General features: G+C 51.7%; 18 protein-coding genes. 12 read left to right on the plus strand and 6 right to left on the minus strand.

Annotated elements, in window-relative coordinates:
• Positions 1 to 34 precede the first annotated feature (34 nt).
• The gene (locus tag E0L21_RS15040; RefSeq protein WP_131410855.1) at positions 35 to 577 is read left to right on the plus strand and encodes a TetR/AcrR family transcriptional regulator; all 543 of its coding nucleotides are present in this window, start codon (positions 35 to 37) and stop codon (positions 575 to 577) included.
• Here E0L21_RS15040 and E0L21_RS15045 read toward each other — a convergent pair.
• Positions 548 to 1,294 carry a 2-phosphosulfolactate phosphatase gene (locus E0L21_RS15045; RefSeq protein WP_131410857.1) on the minus strand — a complete coding sequence of 249 codons (747 nt, stop codon included), beginning with the start codon at positions 1,292 to 1,294 and terminating at the stop codon, positions 548 to 550. The genes E0L21_RS15040 and E0L21_RS15045 overlap by 30 nt on opposite strands.
• An 11-nt stretch (positions 1,295 to 1,305) precedes the next feature.
• Positions 1,306 to 1,524, minus strand: a complete 219-nt coding sequence (locus tag E0L21_RS15050) for a DUF7661 family protein (protein WP_131410859.1) — start codon at positions 1,522 to 1,524, stop codon at positions 1,306 to 1,308.
• An 11-nt stretch (positions 1,525 to 1,535) separates the two neighbouring features.
• Between E0L21_RS15050 and E0L21_RS15055 the strand changes: the two genes are divergently transcribed.
• Positions 1,536 to 2,114, plus strand: coding sequence for a hypothetical protein (locus E0L21_RS15055; protein WP_235855245.1), 579 nt, complete (start codon positions 1,536 to 1,538; stop codon positions 2,112 to 2,114).
• Positions 2,115 to 2,509: 395 nt separating this feature from the next.
• Here the strand turns inward: E0L21_RS15055 and E0L21_RS15060 are convergent, their stop codons facing one another.
• Together E0L21_RS15060 and E0L21_RS15065 are read right to left on the minus strand one after the other, a co-directional pair.
• A complete protein-coding gene (locus tag E0L21_RS15060) occupies positions 2,510 to 3,085 on the minus strand; it encodes a serine acetyltransferase (RefSeq protein WP_131410861.1) in 576 nt (191 codons plus the stop codon).
• 401 nt (positions 3,086 to 3,486) lie between these two features.
• Entirely contained in the window at positions 3,487 to 5,172 is a 1,686-nt protein-coding gene (locus tag E0L21_RS15065; protein ID WP_020457185.1) for an aspartate:alanine antiporter, read from the minus strand.
• A 281-nt stretch (positions 5,173 to 5,453) separates the two neighbouring features.
• On the opposite strand from E0L21_RS15065, the gene ybjM reads away from it, so the two are divergent.
• Positions 5,454 to 5,819: an inner membrane protein YbjM gene (gene ybjM, locus E0L21_RS15070; RefSeq protein ID WP_131410863.1), complete on the plus strand. Its 366-nt coding sequence runs from the start codon at positions 5,454 to 5,456 to the stop codon at positions 5,817 to 5,819.
• Between the two features lie 33 nt (positions 5,820 to 5,852).
• Here the strand turns inward: ybjM and E0L21_RS15075 are convergent, their stop codons facing one another.
• Positions 5,853 to 6,116 (minus strand): GrxA family glutaredoxin, encoded by a 264-nt coding sequence (locus E0L21_RS15075; RefSeq protein ID WP_131410865.1) that lies wholly within the window; start codon positions 6,114 to 6,116, stop codon positions 5,853 to 5,855.
• 174 nt (positions 6,117 to 6,290) lie between these two features.
• On the opposite strand from E0L21_RS15075, the gene nfsA reads away from it, so the two are divergent.
• From nfsA to rlmC, 9 genes are all read left to right on the plus strand, one after another.
• On the plus strand, positions 6,291 to 7,013 hold the full coding sequence (nfsA, locus tag E0L21_RS15080; protein WP_131410867.1) for an oxygen-insensitive NADPH nitroreductase: 723 nt from the start codon (positions 6,291 to 6,293) through the stop codon (positions 7,011 to 7,013).
• A gap of 72 nt (positions 7,014 to 7,085) precedes the next feature.
• A complete protein-coding gene (rimK, locus tag E0L21_RS15085; RefSeq protein WP_131410869.1) occupies positions 7,086 to 7,988 on the plus strand; it encodes a 30S ribosomal protein S6--L-glutamate ligase in 903 nt (300 codons plus the stop codon).
• 85 nt (positions 7,989 to 8,073) lie between these two features.
• Positions 8,074 to 8,553: a type III secretion system chaperone family protein gene (locus E0L21_RS15090; RefSeq protein WP_131410871.1), complete on the plus strand. Its 480-nt coding sequence runs from the start codon at positions 8,074 to 8,076 to the stop codon at positions 8,551 to 8,553.
• 350 nt (positions 8,554 to 8,903) lie between these two features.
• Positions 8,904 to 10,016 carry a spermidine/putrescine ABC transporter substrate-binding protein PotF gene (gene potF, locus E0L21_RS15095; protein ID WP_131410873.1) on the plus strand — a complete coding sequence of 371 codons (1,113 nt, stop codon included), beginning with the start codon at positions 8,904 to 8,906 and terminating at the stop codon, positions 10,014 to 10,016.
• A gap of 140 nt (positions 10,017 to 10,156) precedes the next feature.
• Positions 10,157 to 11,290 carry a putrescine ABC transporter ATP-binding subunit PotG gene (gene potG, locus E0L21_RS15100; protein ID WP_131410875.1) on the plus strand — a complete coding sequence of 378 codons (1,134 nt, stop codon included), beginning with the start codon at positions 10,157 to 10,159 and terminating at the stop codon, positions 11,288 to 11,290.
• Positions 11,291 to 11,299: 9 nt separating this feature from the next.
• Complete coding sequence (gene potH / locus E0L21_RS15105) at positions 11,300 to 12,253, plus strand: putrescine ABC transporter permease PotH (RefSeq protein WP_131410877.1); 954 nt, start codon at positions 11,300 to 11,302, stop codon at positions 12,251 to 12,253.
• Positions 12,250 to 13,095 carry a putrescine ABC transporter permease PotI gene (potI, locus tag E0L21_RS15110; protein WP_131410879.1) on the plus strand — a complete coding sequence of 282 codons (846 nt, stop codon included), beginning with the start codon at positions 12,250 to 12,252 and terminating at the stop codon, positions 13,093 to 13,095. Before potH ends, potI begins: the two co-directional genes overlap by 4 nt.
• 49 nt (positions 13,096 to 13,144) lie before the next feature.
• A complete protein-coding gene (locus E0L21_RS15115) occupies positions 13,145 to 13,639 on the plus strand; it encodes a YbjO family protein (protein ID WP_170312068.1) in 495 nt (164 codons plus the stop codon).
• A 41-nt stretch (positions 13,640 to 13,680) separates the two neighbouring features.
• Positions 13,681 to 14,808 (plus strand): 23S rRNA (uracil(747)-C(5))-methyltransferase RlmC, encoded by a 1,128-nt coding sequence (rlmC, locus tag E0L21_RS15120; protein WP_131410883.1) that lies wholly within the window; start codon positions 13,681 to 13,683, stop codon positions 14,806 to 14,808.
• A gap of 43 nt (positions 14,809 to 14,851) precedes the next feature.
• Here the strand turns inward: rlmC and artJ are convergent, their stop codons facing one another.
• Complete coding sequence (gene artJ, locus E0L21_RS15125) at positions 14,852 to 15,583, minus strand: arginine ABC transporter substrate-binding protein ArtJ (RefSeq protein ID WP_131410885.1); 732 nt, start codon at positions 15,581 to 15,583, stop codon at positions 14,852 to 14,854.
• Between the last annotated feature and the right edge of the window lie 149 nt (positions 15,584 to 15,732).

Genomic DNA, 15,732 nt, shown 5'->3' on the forward strand with positions numbered 1-15,732 from the left:
GTGTACATTTGTACATAAATGAGTGAGAGGATCTATGGCCCGAAGACCCAACGACCCGCAGCGGCGTGACCGCATTCTGCAAGCGACGCTGGATACCATTGCTGCACATGGGATTCAGGCAGTAACGCACCGCAAAATCGCCAGCTGTGCTGATGTGCCGCTGGGTTCAATGACCTATTACTTTTCCGGCATCGAAGCGTTATTAGAAGAAGCTTTCAGCCTGTTTACCCGGCAGATGTCGGCGCAATATGCCGCTTTTTTCGACGGTGTTGACAGTCAGGCAAAAGCCTGTGAGGCGCTAACCGAACTGATTTACAGCGCCCAGGTAACCACTGCGCGCAATATGGAACTGATGTACCAGCTGTATGCATTTATGAGCCGCCAGCCCACGCTGAAAAGTGTGATGCAAGACTGGATGTGCGCCAGCCAGGCTACGCTGGAGCGCTGGTTCGAACCGATGACGGCGCGTGCGCTGGATGCGTTTATCGAAGGAATGACGCTGCATTTTGTGGTTGATCGCGCACCGCTGAGCCGCGAAACCATTCGCTTAATGGTTGGGCGTCTCGCCGGGCAGTGAGCGGTACGCGTTGTCGATTAATGCGCAGGCGCGATGGCTTGCGTCAAGAGCGAGACACAGTTCAACGTCCGCTGAAAAACCCCGTGCGTGGAGTTCATTGGCGGATGCGCAGTAACAGAGATCGCTGAACACGCAGCCCTGAAATGCTGCCTTTGCCGCTTGCGCTTCGGGCGATAGCTTACGTTCACCAAGTGCGGCGATAATTGCGCCCGCTGCCAGATAATCCTCCACCGCCGGGCGCAGGCTGCCATCCGGCCAGCGTTCCCCTGCCGGGATCAGCAAAATGCGCTCAAAACCTGCACACGCTTTTGCGGTCGCCAGTCGATTACGAAAACACCCGCTAAACACCGCTGCGCCGAAATCGCGTGCTTTAAACGAAAGGGTGGAACCGTTAGGTGAGGGGAGCACCAGCCGGTGTCCGGCGGGAATAGGCAGTAATGAGGCGGGCGAGAGCGTATATTTGCCACCGGCAAAGGTGCGATTGAAGCTGGCGACATCGGCATGGTTTTCTTGCGCGTAGCGCTGTGCGCTGGCATCTTTCCACGGCCACGGGTATATCAGCGCCTGGTTATCGGTGGCGATGCTAACGCACGTGGAGAATGACATCACGTCGACAATCACCACACAATCGGCTTCCCGCGCCAGGTGCTCCGCTGCGGCTAAACCCCACTCCAGCCTTACATCGAACGGGCTTTGGCTGTACCACTGTGCACACATTTTCTGCTCCTTTATTCCACGCGAAAAACATTGGGATGTTTTTCCGTTGCGGCCTCATGGAAAATATCCCCCAGCCAGCCAGGGATCTCCGCTTCGCTTAATTCACCGGGAATGATGATGTTATAAAGCCGCGAATGCTTGCCTTCGCTTCTGTCCACGCGGAACACCTGCCAGTCATCCGCCACGCGTTTTACACCAATATAACGGCCAAAAACATTATAAATCAGCATTGTGGGGCTCCTTGCAGTGTCGGGCGATCGTTAAAAAAGAGCACAATGAAAAACAAGGTGCTGGCGATCGCTTAAGTATTAATGCAAAAATAGGAAATTCAAACAAGCTGTTGAAAAGGAATAGAATGTTGTTAAACACCGTAATGTGGCTGATATCCGTGGCCGCGTTTTTCGCCTGGATCTTTGGTATCACTTTAAAAAATACCTTTGCCACAAATGCGAAACATTTTGGCCTTTTTCTGCTGGTGCATCTGATGTTGAGCGGTGCCGCCATTATGTTGAAAAAGCACGGTGTTGCGGGTGTTAGCAGAGACTCCGGCCCGTGGGTGTTTACCGGTCTCAGGTTGTTTTTGAAGTGTTATATGGCGTTTGCAATGATCATAACGGTGAGTTTTTTCTTTGGACTTATCAGCAAAGGTGCGCAACAGATGACGCACTTTCATAAAACCTATAACGCCGCCAATCTGCACCGCAACCCGCTTAAATTCTACCTGCGCCGTGAATCGGGGATTGTATGGGCATACGGGCTCTGCTTTTTAGCGGGGGGTGTTTATGTGTTGTGGGCGATATGGTTTCGCGTAGCGTTTTAAGACGTTTTTGGTTGCGATTGTTCAGCTGTCACTTTTTTGTCGATATCGACAGATATTTTATGCGCGGCGTATAAACAGAATAGAATAATAATAAAATGTCCTAACTTTATCCCTCGCTGACTATTCATAATAGAAATTACACATGCAAAAGAAAATAACGGCGTAAGCGATGAATATCATGGTGCTACAATTATGATCATGCGTGTGAATTTTTTACCGAATTAAACCATGCTATAACACTTAAAAGAATAACGTGCCATGCCAGTAAGGTTAGCTCCTTTGCTTATGCCTAATGTGTGTGCTAAGCCCTTGTTGGTTATAGGTTATAGGTTATAGATTATAGGTTATTGTTATTAAAGTGATTTCTCACTCTTGAACAAAACATTGGAATTGGCTTAGCTCTGTGTTTTGTTAGTAACAATATGAATTGTTTTTTTAGTATATACGGTAACATCGTCGGGAATATTTTTATTAACAAAAGACATTGCGCCAACAATTACGTTATTACCAATGCGAATCTGATCAGCAATAATGCAGGAATTAGCACCGACGCTAACGTTGTCACCAATAATAATTGATATGGGTTCCTTTGTAACATTTGTGCCTGTAATACCAATGGTGGTGTTTTGTCTGATGCGAAAGCTATGGCCGATAACCACTTCTCTGTTGATCACAATCCCCTGATGATGAGAAATCACTAATCCAGGTCCAATCTGGGCTCCCAACTGGATTTCAGTACCGTATTTTAAAGTTAACTTTCTGTTCAAATTTTCCGCACGCTGACGAAGAAAGCTGTTACCGGAACTGTGCCAGTAAGCAGCGATTCGCCACCAAAAATTAAATCGCCGTCTCGGACATTTAATCGCTTTGTGCAGCACTCGTAACCACGTAAATGGTTTGTTATTCATCATTACTTCGTGGCGTAAACATTCGCGGAGGTGTTCAGCCCTTGTTTTTTTATCATTCTCCATAATCTATCCATTATTGTGCATAAAAGCAGAGAATGTATAAACAGTACAGTACAAATGCAACATCCGCGGCAGCAACAGTGCATATATAGAGGAATGAGCTTGTACAGCTGTGTATGAATACCAGACGGATAGGGAAAACGGGGGCTACAGTTTAACGTCAGGGGGATAGAGAAAATGTTAATTTTCATTCTATTACGTTAAGTACTATCGCAGTTCATTTTCTGGCCAGTAATGGAGGTGGGGTGTTGCAGGCAACAAAAAACCCATCAACCTTGAACCTAAGCGGCGGGGTTGATGGGCTCCACAAAATGGGGACATCAAAGAAAAGCAGTGGCACTAGTTATGACTGACGCCCCACAAAAAAGTTCTGCGCATAGCTGAAATATTTCTCAGCTTCAGACTTATCCGAGACCAGGCCAGATAATGATGATTAATGTCCCCGCCAGCGTCAGCAGAACGTTGGCGATGGCATACGTTCCCGCATAGCCCAGCGCCGGGATATTGCTGCGCGCCGTATCGCTGATGATCTCCATTGCCGGGGCGCAGGTACGTGCGCCCATCATCGCGCCGAACAGCAAAGCACGGTTCATTTTCAGCACATACGCGCCAAACAGAAAACAAATTAACACTGGCACCAGGCTGACAATTAGCCCGGCAATCAGCATCTGGCCGCCCACCGCGCCAAGACCGTTGCCGATGCCACTACCGGCGCTTAAGCCCACGCCTGCCATAAATACCATCAGGCCAAACTCTTTCACCATCATCAGCGCGCCCTGCGGGATATAGCCGAAAGTCGGGTGGTTGGCACGCAGGAAGCCGAGCATGATCCCGGCGAATAACAGGCCGGCAGCGTTACCCACGCCGAAGCTGAAGGAGCTGAACTGGAAGGTGATCATACCGATCATAAGGCCAACAATAAAAAACGCGCAGAAGGCGAGCAGGTCGGTGACCTGGCTGTGGATCGATATAAAGCCAATGCGGTCGGCAATGGTTTTCACGCGTCGCGCGTCGCCGCTGACCTGCAAAACGTCGCCCTTGTTAAGCACGATATTGTCGTCAATCGGCATCTCGATCTGGCTGCGGATCACGCGGTTTAGAAAGCAACCGTGATCGGTCAGCTTGAGCTGCGCCAGACGGCGACCTACAACGTTGTGATTTTTGACGACCACTTCTTCGGTGACGATACGCATATCGAGCAGATCGCGATCAAACACCTCTTTGCCGTTGCGGAAACTCGGGTCAAGGCGTGCGTGTGCATCCGGGTAACCGACCAACGAAATTTCATCGCCCATTTGCAGCACGGCATCACCGTCGGGGCTGGCGAGAATGCCATTGCGGCGAATACGTTCGATATAACACCCTGTCTGACGGTAGATCCCCAGCTCGCGCAGGTTTTTGCCGTCGGCCCATGCCACCAACTCCGGCCCTACGCGGTAGGCGCGGATGACCGGCAGATAAACTTTACGGTGCGCATCGGTATCCAGACCGCGTTCACGGGCGATCTGCTGGGCGCTGGTTTGTAAATCCTGGTGCTGCAATTTCGGCAAATAACGTGCGCCGAAAATCAGACTTACCAGACCAATCAGGTAAGTCAGAGCATAACCAAGGCTCAGGTTATCCAGCGCGCTGGAGAGTTGCCCGTTCTCCATACCAGAATGGCGCAGCGTATCGCCAGCGCCCACCAGAACAGGCGTTGAGGTCATCGAGCCCGCCAGCATGCCCGCCGTCAGGCCGATATCCCAACCGAACAGTTTGCCAAGACCTAACGCAATTAACAGAGCACTGCCAACTAATACCAACGCCAGCATGAGGTAATTCTTGCCGTCGCGAAAAAAAATAGAGAAAAAGTTTGGTCCGGCTTCAACACCGACACAAAAAATAAACAGCATAAAGCCAAGGTTAAGTGCATCCGTGTTAATGCTGAAATGCTGCTGGCCTAATAATAATGAAACCACTAAAACGCCAATGGAATTACCGAGTTGAACAGAACCCAGTCGTAATTTACCGAGACAAAGTCCGAGTGCCAGAACGACAAACAATAACAGTATGTAATTCCCGTTTAACAAATCTGCGACGTTTATATTCACGGAGGCTAACTTCTTGTTTACTTGTAAGCTGTTGAAAGAAATGGTTATTTGAGCTAGTGTTTTGTCCATGCGCTGGCGTATGAAAAAAGCGGTGCAACACCAGACACTCCCCACAAAACAAAAACAGGCCGCTAGTTTAATCGTATTAGATTACAACGGCTAGTGAGAATCGCGTATTTACGTGGGTGCTTTTCTGGCACGGATTGCCGCAACGCTTTATCTGTCCGGACATTCTTTTGAACGAGTTGTTAGTGCGATAGAGAAAAAGTCAGGAGGCGTGTTTGAAGAACAGGCGAAGTCGGGTCGGTGTTATTTGCTGCGCATTACTTTTTATTGTGGTGTGTTTCTTGCTGGTCATAAATATGAAAGGCGCACTGCCCGTGTCCGGTAATCCTGAATTAGGCTTACTGCTTTTCACGCTTCCCGGCATTGTCGGTGGGTTGATTGCTCGTCGTCGCAAAGCTGTCGTACCGCTTTTCGGTGCCGTGCTGGCTGCACCATTTTGCTATGTGCTGATTTATCTGCAGTTAGCCTCTTCTCAGTCGCACTGGCAGGTTATCGCCTGGTTGTTCAGCGCGATTTTCTGGTGTGGGATAGGCGGGTTATTCTATCTCTTTGTGCGTAAAATCTTGCGGCACAAAAAATAAAAAAACGCCCCCAAAAAGAGGGCGTTGTTCGGTTCAGGCAAACAGGCCGAAATGTTCTTTGGCATAGGCTTCGAAATCTGTACAGCCGCCAATATGTTTCTGGTCGAGAAAAATCTGCGGGACGGTTTCAACCGGTTTACCGACGGTTTTTTCCAGGTCGGCTTTGGTGATGCTTTCCGCGTGGATATCCACGTAGCGATAGTTGAAATCATCACGCTCAGCGGTCAGTTTTTCTGCCAGTTCTTTTGCGCGTACACAGTATGGGCAGCCAGGGCGGCCAAAAATTACAGCAAACATACTCTCTCCCGAATCTGAAGGTAACTGCTGGTTATCATGACCATAACTGAGCGTAATGAAAAGCAGGTTGTGCCTGTTGCTTTAATCTTTACAACCTTTCATTGCAAATTGCGGATACTGTGGCGGCGCAGGCTTCGCCTATACTGAGGGTCTTGTTTATTTGGGGGATTATTCATGACACCAACTATTGAATTGCTGTGCGCCCATCGCTCTATTCGCCATTTTACCGATCAACCGATTACTCAGGCGCAGCGCGAGGCGATTATCGCCAGCGCACAGGCGACATCCAGCTCCAGCTTTTTGCAATGCAGTACGATAATTCGTATCACCGATGCTGCACTACGCGAACAACTGGTCACACTCACCGGCGGGCAACCACATGTGGCGCAGGCGGCAGAGTTTTGGGTGTTCTGCGCCGATTTCCACCGTAATTTCCAGATTTGCCCGCAGGCGAATCCAGGCCTGGCGGAGCAGTTGCTTCTCGGTGTTGTCGATACCGCGCTGATGGCACAAAACGCCTTCACTGCGGCAGAATCGCTCGGGCTTGGCGGCGTTTATATTGGCGGAATTCGTAACAGCATTGAAGCCGTAGGTGAGTTATTGCAGGTGCCAAAACATGTGCTGCCGCTGTTTGGTCTGTGCCTTGGCTGGCCGGCCGACGAGCCAGATAAGAAACCGCGTCTGCCTGCGCAACTGGTGGTGCATGAAAACCGCTATCAACCATTGGATGAAGGTGTGCTGGCGCAATACGACGATGAGATCGCCCACTATTATATGACGCGCGGCAGCAATACACGGCGTGATACCTGGAGCGACCATATTCGCCGCACCATCATTAAAGAGAGCCGTCCGTTTATTCTCGACTATTTGCATAAACAGGGATGGGCGACACGCTAATTCCCGTTCATCCTGCACGTCGCTGCGTGTATCATACACCTGCTTTGACAGGTCCTTTTAGAGAGGTGCAGGGTGAAAATTGCCATATTGTCCCGGGATGGAACGCTCTATTCGTGTAAACGCCTGCGCGAAGCGGCGATGCAGCGCGGTCATCTGGTCGAGATCCTCGACCCGCTTTCCTGTTATATGAATATCAGCCCGGCGGCCTCGTCCATTCACTATAAAGGCCGCCAGTTGCCGCATTTCGATGCGGTAATCCCACGTATTGGCTCGGCCATCACCTTCTACGGCACTGCTGCGCTGCGTCAGTTTGAAATTCTTGGGAGTTACCCGCTCAATGAATCGGTAGCGATCACCCGCGCCAGAGACAAGCTGCGTTCGTTACAGTTACTGGCGCGTCAGGGGATCGATCTGCCGGTGACGGGCATTGCGCATTCACCGGACGATACCAGCGATCTGATTGATATGGTTGGTGGCGCACCGCTGGTGGTGAAGCTGGTAGAAGGGACGCAGGGCATTGGCGTGGTGCTGGCGGAAACGCGTCAGGCAGCAGAGAGCGTGATTGACGCTTTTCGCGGCCTGAATGCGCACATCCTGGTGCAGGAGTTTATCGCCGAAGCGAAGGGAACCGATATTCGCTGTCTGGTGGTAGGAAATGAGGTGGTAGCCGCCATTGAACGCCGGGCGAAAGAGGGTGATTTTCGCTCTAACTTGCATCGCGGCGGCAAGGCGTTAGTGGCGAACATCACAGAGCGTGAGCGTGAAATCGCGCTGGCTGCTGCACAAACGCTGGGGCTGGATGTGGCCGGTGTCGATATTCTTCGCGCCAATCGTGGTCCGCTGGTGATGGAGGTAAATGCTTCTCCTGGGCTTGAAGGGATCGAAAAAGCCACCGGTATTGATATTGCTGGCCGCATGATCCAGTGGATCGAGCGTCAGGCAACGCCAGGTTTTTGCCTGAAAACCGGCGGCTGAGGTTATTTTCCCACGCAATTAATGGTACGTTCTGGCCTTTTTGCGTAAGCTATGGCCAATTTTTTCGCTAAGAGAGCACTGCTTTATGGATTCACTCGTCGTTCCGGGTCTGGACACGCTGCGTCACTGGCTGGATGAACTAGGCATTAACTTTTTTGAATGCGATAACTGTCAGGCGCTGCACCTGCCGCACATGCAAAATTTTGATGGCGTGTTTGATGCAAAAGTCGACCTTGTTAATGACGTGGTGCTGTTTACCGCCATGGCGGAAGTCAAGCCGTCGGCACTGCTGGCGCTGGCCGCCGATCTCTCTGCCATTAATGCCAGCTCTTTAACCGTGAAAGCATTTCTCGATATACAGGATGATAATCTGCCAAAACTGGTGGTTTGCCAGTCTTTATGCGTCGGACCTGGCGTTACGTTTGAACAGTTCGCTTGGTTTATGCGCCAGAGTGAAGAGCAGATTTCAATGGTCATTATGGAAGCTAACGCTCATCAACTGCTGTTCACGCCCAGCGAAGAAGAGATGGCGGTAGATGAAGAGCCACACAATTTTCTCCACTGACTCTGCGCTGCATTCGACGCAGTCGCTGCCATGGCGACTGCATAATAAATATTTTTATTCTGCTATTAACCTTTCCTTAAAGAATTTTTCACCGCTATTCCTCGCGTAACGGCTTATCACATAGACGTATCCTGCATAAAAAATTGATAAAAGGCGTTTTTTAATCTGACCTATAGCCTCAAACCCTGGCTACAGTTATTCTTGCGATGCTTAAAACAGCATGCGGTGTCAGCCGGAAGCGTTTTCTTCTCCGGGGCTGTGCAGAGTGACAAAATATGCATGATTCTTGCATATCTTATGATGCGTACATTTAGTTCGTATGTTAACGGACTTTCCAGAAGGAATGAGATATGACCGCCTTGAGCAAAAAATGGGTATCGGGTCTTGTCGCGGGTGCGTTGATGGCTGTCTCTGCCAGCACGCTCGCAGCCGAGCAAAAGACGCTGCATGTTTATAACTGGTCTGATTATATTGCGCCGGACACCGTCGCGAATTTTGAAAAAGAGACGGGCATCAAAGTCATTTATGACGTGTTTGACTCCAACGAAGTGCTGGAAGGCAAATTGATGGCGGGCAGCACCGGTTTCGACCTGGTTGTGCCTTCCGCAAGTTTCCTTGAGCGCCAGTTAGCCGCCGGGGTGTTCCAGCCGCTCGATAAGAGCAAGCTGCCGAACTGGAAAAACCTCGATCCAGACGTGCTGAAGATGGTGGCCAAGCACGATCCGGATAACAAATACGCTGTCCCGTACCTGTGGGCGACAACCGGGATTGGCTATAACGTTGACAAAGTGAAAGCGGCGCTCGGCAAAGATGCACCGGTAAACAGTTGGGATCTGGTGCTGAAACCGGAAAACCTGGAAAAACTGAAAAGCTGCGGCGTTTCATTCCTCGATGCGCCGGAAGAGATTTTTGCCACCGTGCTCAACTACCTCGGCAAAGATCCGAACAGCAGCAAAGCGGATGACTACAGCGTTGCCGCGACCGACTTGCTGTTAAAACTGCGTCCGAACATCCGTTACTTCCACTCTTCTCAGTACATTAATGACCTGGCAAACGGCGACATCTGTGTGGCTATTGGCTGGGCGGGTGATGTGTGGCAGGCGGCAAACCGTGCAAAAGAAGCGAAGAATGGCGTGAATATTAACTACACCATTCCGAAAGAGGGCGCGCTGGCGTTCTTTGATGTCTTCGCGATGCCGGCTGACGCTAAAAACAAAGACGAAGCGTATCAGTTCCTTAACTACCTGATGCGCCCGGATGTGATTGCGCATATTAGCGATCATGTGTTCTACGCGAACGGCAACAAAGCCTCTGTTCCGCTGATCAGCGCAGAAGTGCGTGACAACCCGGCTATCTTCCCGCCGCCGGATGTTTTCGCCAAACTGTTTACGCTGAAAGTCCAGGATCCGAAAATCGACCGCGTAAGAACCCGCGCGTGGACTAAAGTTAAAAGCGGCAAATAATTCAATCACCTGACAGGTGATAAGGCTGCACCGTGGCGGTGCGCCTGCCCCAAAAATGGACAGAGGTGATGCGCCTCTGTCCAGTCATTTGTACGACAACTCGTTGAAACGGGTTGATGTTTTTGCCGGAGAGCACTTGAGTGAATGACGCTATCCCCCGCCCACAGGCGAAGAGCCGCAAGGATCTGACGCCGCTGCTGGAAATTCGCAACCTGACCAAATCCTTTGATGGTCAGCACGCTGTTGATGATGTCAGTCTAACCATTTATAAAGGTGAAATTTTTGCCCTGCTTGGCGCGTCCGGCTGCGGTAAATCAACGTTGCTGCGCATGCTCGCCGGTTTTGAGCAGCCTACCCACGGACAAATCATGCTCGATGGCGTAGACCTGGCACATGTGCCGCCCTATCTGCGCCCGATCAATATGATGTTCCAGTCTTACGCACTCTTCCCGCATATGACCGTGGAGCAAAATATTGCTTTCGGTCTTAAACAAGACAAGTTGCCGAAAGCGGAAATCGCCAGCCGCGTGGCTGAAATGCTGCACCTGGTTCATATGAGCGAGTACGCCAAACGTAAACCTCACCAGCTTTCAGGTGGCCAGCGTCAACGTGTGGCACTGGCGCGCAGCCTGGCAAAACGCCCGAAACTGCTGCTGCTGGATGAACCGATGGGCGCGCTTGATAAAAAGCTGCGCGACCGCATGCAGCTCGAAGTGGTGGATATCCTTGAGCGTGTTGGCGTGACTTGTGTGATGGTGACTCACGACCAGGAAGAAGCAATGACCATGGCCGGGCGTATCGCCATCATGAACCGCGGTAAGTTTGTGCAGATAGGCGAACCGGAAGAGATTTACGAGCACCCGACCACGCGTTACAGCGCCGAGTTTATCGGTTCGGTGAATGTGTTCGAAGGGCTGCTGAAAGAGCGTCAGGAAGACGGTCTGGTGATCGACTCTCCGGGGCTGGTGCATCCTCTGAAAGTGGACGCCGATGCGTCGGTTGTGGATAACGTGCCGGTGTATGTGGCGCTGCGCCCGGAAAAAATCATGCTCTGTGAAGAACCACCGGCCGATGGCTATAACTTTGCTGTCGGGGAAGTGGTGCATATCGCCTACCTTGGCGACCTCTCTATTTATCACGTGCGTTTGCAAAGCGGGCAGATGCTCAGCGCCCAGTTGCAGAATGCGCATCGCTACCGTAAAGGCGCACCAACCTGGGGCGATGAAGTTCGCCTCTGCTGGGATGCCGATAGTTGTGTGGTTCTGACGGTTTAAGGAGCGGCGATGAGTACACTGGAACCACCGTCCCGCGTCGAAAAACCGGGCGGTTTTACTTTATGGCTGGGGCGTATGCAGATGCGTCACGGGCGCAAACTGGTGATTGCGCTGCCCTATATTTGGCTGACTTTGCTGTTTCTGCTGCCGTTTTTGATCGTGTTCAAAATCAGCCTTGCAGAGATGGCGCGGCAGATCCCGCCGTATACCGATCTTATCGAGTGGGCCGACAGTCAACTGACGGTAACGCTGAATATCGGCAACTTCCTGCAACTTACCGACGATCCGCTTTACTTCGAAGCCTACTTGCAGTCGTTACAGGTGGCGGCGATCTCAACGATTTGCTGTCTGCTGCTGGGGTATCCGCTGGCCTGGGCAGTGGCGCACAGCAAACCGTCGACGCGCAATATTCTGCTGCTGCTGGTGATTTTGCCGTCGTGGACGTCGTTTCTGATCCGCGTTTATGCGTGGATGGGGATCCTGAAAAACAACGGCGTGCTGAATAATTTCCTGATGTGGCTGGGCGTTATCGATCAGCCGCTGACGATTCTGCATACCAACCTCGCGGTGTATATCGGGATTGTTTATGCCTATTTGCCGTTTATGGTGTTGCCGATTTATACCGCGCTGACGCGTATCGATTATTCGCTGGTAGAAGCCTCGCTGGATCTTGGCGCGCGCCCGCTGAAAACCTTTTTCAGCGTGATTGTGCCATTGACCAAAGGCGGGATTATCGCCGGTTCGATGTTGGTGTTTATCCCGGCGGTTGGCGAGTTTGTGATCCCCGAACTGCTCGGCGGCCCGGACAGCATCATGATTGGCCGTGTGTTATGGCAGGAGTTTTTTAATAACCGCGACTGGCCGGTAGCCTCGGCGGTGGCAGTGATTATGCTGCTGTTGCTGATTGTGCCAATCATGTGGTTCCACAAACATCAGCAGAAACAAGGGGAGGACCACGCATGAACACCTTACCGGTAGTGCGCTCTCCGTGGCGCATTTTGATCCTCGTGCTCGGCTTTACTTTCCTGTACGCGCCAATGCTGATGCTGGTGATCTACTCCTTTAACAGTTCAAGGCTTGTCACCGTCTGGGCGGGCTGGTCGACGCGCTGGTATGGCGAGCTGTTTCACGACAACGCGATGATGAGCGCTGTCGGCTTAAGTCTGACCATCGCCGCTTGTGCGGCGACGATGGCGGCGGTGCTGGGGACTATCGCGGCGGTGGTGATGGTGCGTTTTGGCCGCTTTCGTGGCTCAAACGGTTTCGCCTTTATGATTACCGCACCGTTGGTGATGCCGGATGTGATCACTGGCTTGTCGCTGCTGTTGCTGTTTGTTGCGCTCGGCCATGCTATTGGCTGGCCCGCCGATCGCGGGATGCTCACTATCTGGCTGGCGCATGTGACCTTCTGTACCGCGTATGTGGCAGTGGTTATCTCCTCGCGTCTGCGCGAACTGGATCGCTCCATCGAAGAGGCGGCAATGGATCTTGGTGCGACGCCATTGAAAGTGTTCTTCGTTATCACGCTGCCGATGATTATGCCGGCAATTATTTCCGGTTGGCTTTTAGCGTTTACTCTGTCGCTGGATGACCTGGTGATTGCCAGTTTTGTCTCCGGGCCGGGGGCGACGACATTGCCGATGCTGGTCTTCTCCAGTGTGCGCATGGGGGTGAACCCGGAAATCAACGCGCTGGCGACGCTTATCCTTGGTGTGGTCGGGATTGTTGGTTTTATCGCCTGGTATTTAATGGCGCGGGCGGAAAAACAGCGGATCCGTGATATCCAACGTGCAAGACAAGGCTGAACTTATTAGAATCGTGAAATTGTGTTGCTGATGCCGCGCTTGTCGCGGCATTTTTCACAGGGAAATCATCGGATTGGGGTTCTTCAAGAAAACCACTCATCACGCGAAATTGAATGTACCGGCACTGGTGCAAGTGGCGGCCATCGCCATTATTATGATTCGCTGCGTTGATGTATTGATGGTGTTTAATTTGCTGGGATGGCGCGGCCTGATCGATTTTGTGCAGCGCAGTGCGCAGACCTGGAGCCTGACGCTGGTTTTTCTTGGCAGCTTGCTGCTGGTGTTTGCCGAAATTCTCAGTGCCTTCTCGGTCGTCAAAGGCAGGAACTGGGCGCGCTGGCTTTATCTCGGCACGCAAGTTGTCGCAACCGGTTATTTATGGGCCGCTTCGCTCGGTTATGGCTATCCGGAGCTCTTCAGCATTGCCGGTGGTTCCCGACGTGAGATTTTCCACGCATTAGTGATGCAAAAACTGCCCGATCTGCTGGTGTTATTCCTGCTGTTTGTTCCCGCGCCCAGCCGACGCTTTTTCCGCCTGCAATAACGGTGGTACAATCCCGGCCCCGCAAAATGAAAGGCTTTACTATGCAGTGCGCTCTCTTTGATGCTGGTCGTTGCCGTTCCTGTCAATGGATAGAACAACCAGTCTCACAGCAACTTACCGCGAAAATGGAAGATCTCCACACGCTGCTGGACGGTTTGCCTGTCGCGCAGTGGTGTTCGCCAGTGAGTGGCCCGGAGCAGGGGGTTCGTAATAAAGCCAAAATGGTGGTCAGCGGCAGTGTGGAAAAACCGCTGCTTGGCATGCTACATCGCGATGGTTCGCCCGAAGATCTGACCGATTGCCCGCTTTACCCACACACTTTCGCTCCGGTTTTTGCCGCGCTCAAACCGTTTATTGCCCGCGCCGGTTTAACGCCTTACAACGTGGCGCGTAAGCGCGGTGAGCTAAAATATCTGCTACTGACCGAAAGCCAACAGGATGGCGGCATGATGCTGCGTTTTGTGCTGCGCTCGGAGGCGAAACTCACCCAGTTGCGCGCAGCCTTGCCCGCGCTGCAGGCGCAATTGCCGCAACTGAAAGTGATTTCTGCCAATATCCAGCCGGTACATATGGCGATCATGGAAGGTGAGACGGAGATTTTTCTCACCGAACAGCAGGCGCTGGCTGAAAACTTTAACGGCGTGCCGCTGTGGATCCGCCCGCAGAGCTTTTTCCAGACCAACCCGACCGTTGCCAGCGCGTTGTATGCGACTGCCCGCGATTGGGTGCGAACGCTACCGGTCAATCATATGTGGGACCTGTTTTGCGGCGTCGGCGGTTTTGGTCTGCACTGTGCGACGCCGGAGATGCGCCTGACCGGCATTGAAATCGCGCCGGAAGCCATTGCTTGTGCCACACAATCCGCTCAGGCGCTCGGGCTGGATAACTTGCGCTTCCAGGCGCTCGATTCGACGCAGTTCGCCACTGCTTCGCACGATATTCCTGAACTGGTGTTGGTTAACCCGCCACGGCGCGGAATTGGTGCGGCGCTGTGCGACTATTTAAGCCGCATGGCACCACCGTACATTATCTACTCCAGCTGTAATGCCAGCACGATGGCGAAAGATATTCGCATGTTGCCAGGCTATCGCGTTGAGCGCGTTCAACTGTTTGATATGTTTCCGCATACCGCTCATTACGAAGTGTTGACGCTGTTGGTAAAGCAATAAAAAAAGCCGCGAGCGCGGCTTTTTTTATCAGAACCCATGTGAATTACTGCGGGAACCACTGATCGCTAATTTTCTGGTAGGTGCCATCAGCCTTAATTGCTTTCAGCGCGGCGTTCAGTTTTTCCAGCAGCGCTTTGTTATCCGGACGCACCGCAATGCCAAGGCCGGTGCCGAAGTATTGCGGGTCGGTCACTTTCGGGGTGGCCACGCCAAGCTGAGGGTTAGTTTTCAGCCACTCGTTGACCACCGCAGTGTCACCGAATACGCCATCGATACGGCCATTTTTCAGGTCGATAATCGCATTCTGATAGCTGTCATAAGCCACGGTTTTGACTTCCGGGTGCTTGTCCTGCAGGTATTTCTGGTGTGTGGTGCCGTTTTCCATGCCGATACGCTTGCCTTTCAGATCATCAAAAGATTTAAAGGCATCTTTTTTGGCGATCACCAGCGCGGAGTTAGCGTAGTACGGGTCAGTGAAAGAGACCTGTTTGCTACGTTCCGGGGTGATATCCATACCGGAAATCACCGCGTCATATTTTTTGAATTTCAGCGATGGGATCAGACTGTCGAATGCGTGGTTGGTAAACGTACAATCGGCCTGCATCTGTTTGCACAGAGCGTTTGCCAGATCGATATCAAAACCGACGATTTTGTTACTCGCATCCATCGATTCAAATGGCGGATAAGTGGCGGAAACACCGAAGTTAATTTTATCTGCCGCAGAAGCACCAGCGGCGAACGAAGCGAGAAGGGCGGCCAATATCATTTTTTTCATTATCGAACTCCTGTCGGTCAATCTTATTGTTGTTGCCGTGTCTAAAGCGTGACGCTAACCATGCCATTAAATGAATTTATATTCAATAAAAATGCTTAAATATATTTTCTTGAAAATAAAAAAGTCGAGTAATGAAACCATTAGCTCGC

The sequence above is a fragment of the Kosakonia quasisacchari genome (genome assembly GCF_004331415.1).
GTDB lineage: Bacteria > Pseudomonadota > Gammaproteobacteria > Enterobacterales > Enterobacteriaceae > Kosakonia > Kosakonia quasisacchari.

What these genes read in the sequence shown, in the direction of transcription:
- E0L21_RS15040 (WP_131410855.1), top strand. Translation starts at nt 35, where the DNA reads ATGGCCCGAAGACCCAACGACCCGCAGCGGCGTGACCGCATTCTGCAA.
- E0L21_RS15045 (WP_131410857.1), bottom strand. Translation starts at nt 1,294, where the DNA reads ATGTGTGCACAGTGGTACAGCCAAAGCCCGTTCGATGTAAGGCTGGAG.
- E0L21_RS15050 (WP_131410859.1), bottom strand. Translation starts at nt 1,524, where the DNA reads ATGCTGATTTATAATGTTTTTGGCCGTTATATTGGTGTAAAACGCGTG.
- E0L21_RS15060 (WP_131410861.1), bottom strand. Translation starts at nt 3,085, where the DNA reads ATGGAGAATGATAAAAAAACAAGGGCTGAACACCTCCGCGAATGTTTA.
- E0L21_RS15075 (WP_131410865.1), bottom strand. Translation starts at nt 6,116, where the DNA reads ATGTTTGCTGTAATTTTTGGCCGCCCTGGCTGCCCATACTGTGTACGC.
- nfsA (WP_131410867.1), top strand. Translation starts at nt 6,291, where the DNA reads ATGACACCAACTATTGAATTGCTGTGCGCCCATCGCTCTATTCGCCAT.
- E0L21_RS15090 (WP_131410871.1), top strand. Translation starts at nt 8,074, where the DNA reads ATGGATTCACTCGTCGTTCCGGGTCTGGACACGCTGCGTCACTGGCTG.
- potF (WP_131410873.1), top strand. Translation starts at nt 8,904, where the DNA reads ATGACCGCCTTGAGCAAAAAATGGGTATCGGGTCTTGTCGCGGGTGCG.
- potH (WP_131410877.1), top strand. Translation starts at nt 11,300, where the DNA reads ATGAGTACACTGGAACCACCGTCCCGCGTCGAAAAACCGGGCGGTTTT.
- potI (WP_131410879.1), top strand. Translation starts at nt 12,250, where the DNA reads ATGAACACCTTACCGGTAGTGCGCTCTCCGTGGCGCATTTTGATCCTC.
- rlmC (WP_131410883.1), top strand. Translation starts at nt 13,681, where the DNA reads ATGCAGTGCGCTCTCTTTGATGCTGGTCGTTGCCGTTCCTGTCAATGG.
- artJ (WP_131410885.1), bottom strand. Translation starts at nt 15,583, where the DNA reads ATGAAAAAAATGATATTGGCCGCCCTTCTCGCTTCGTTCGCCGCTGGT.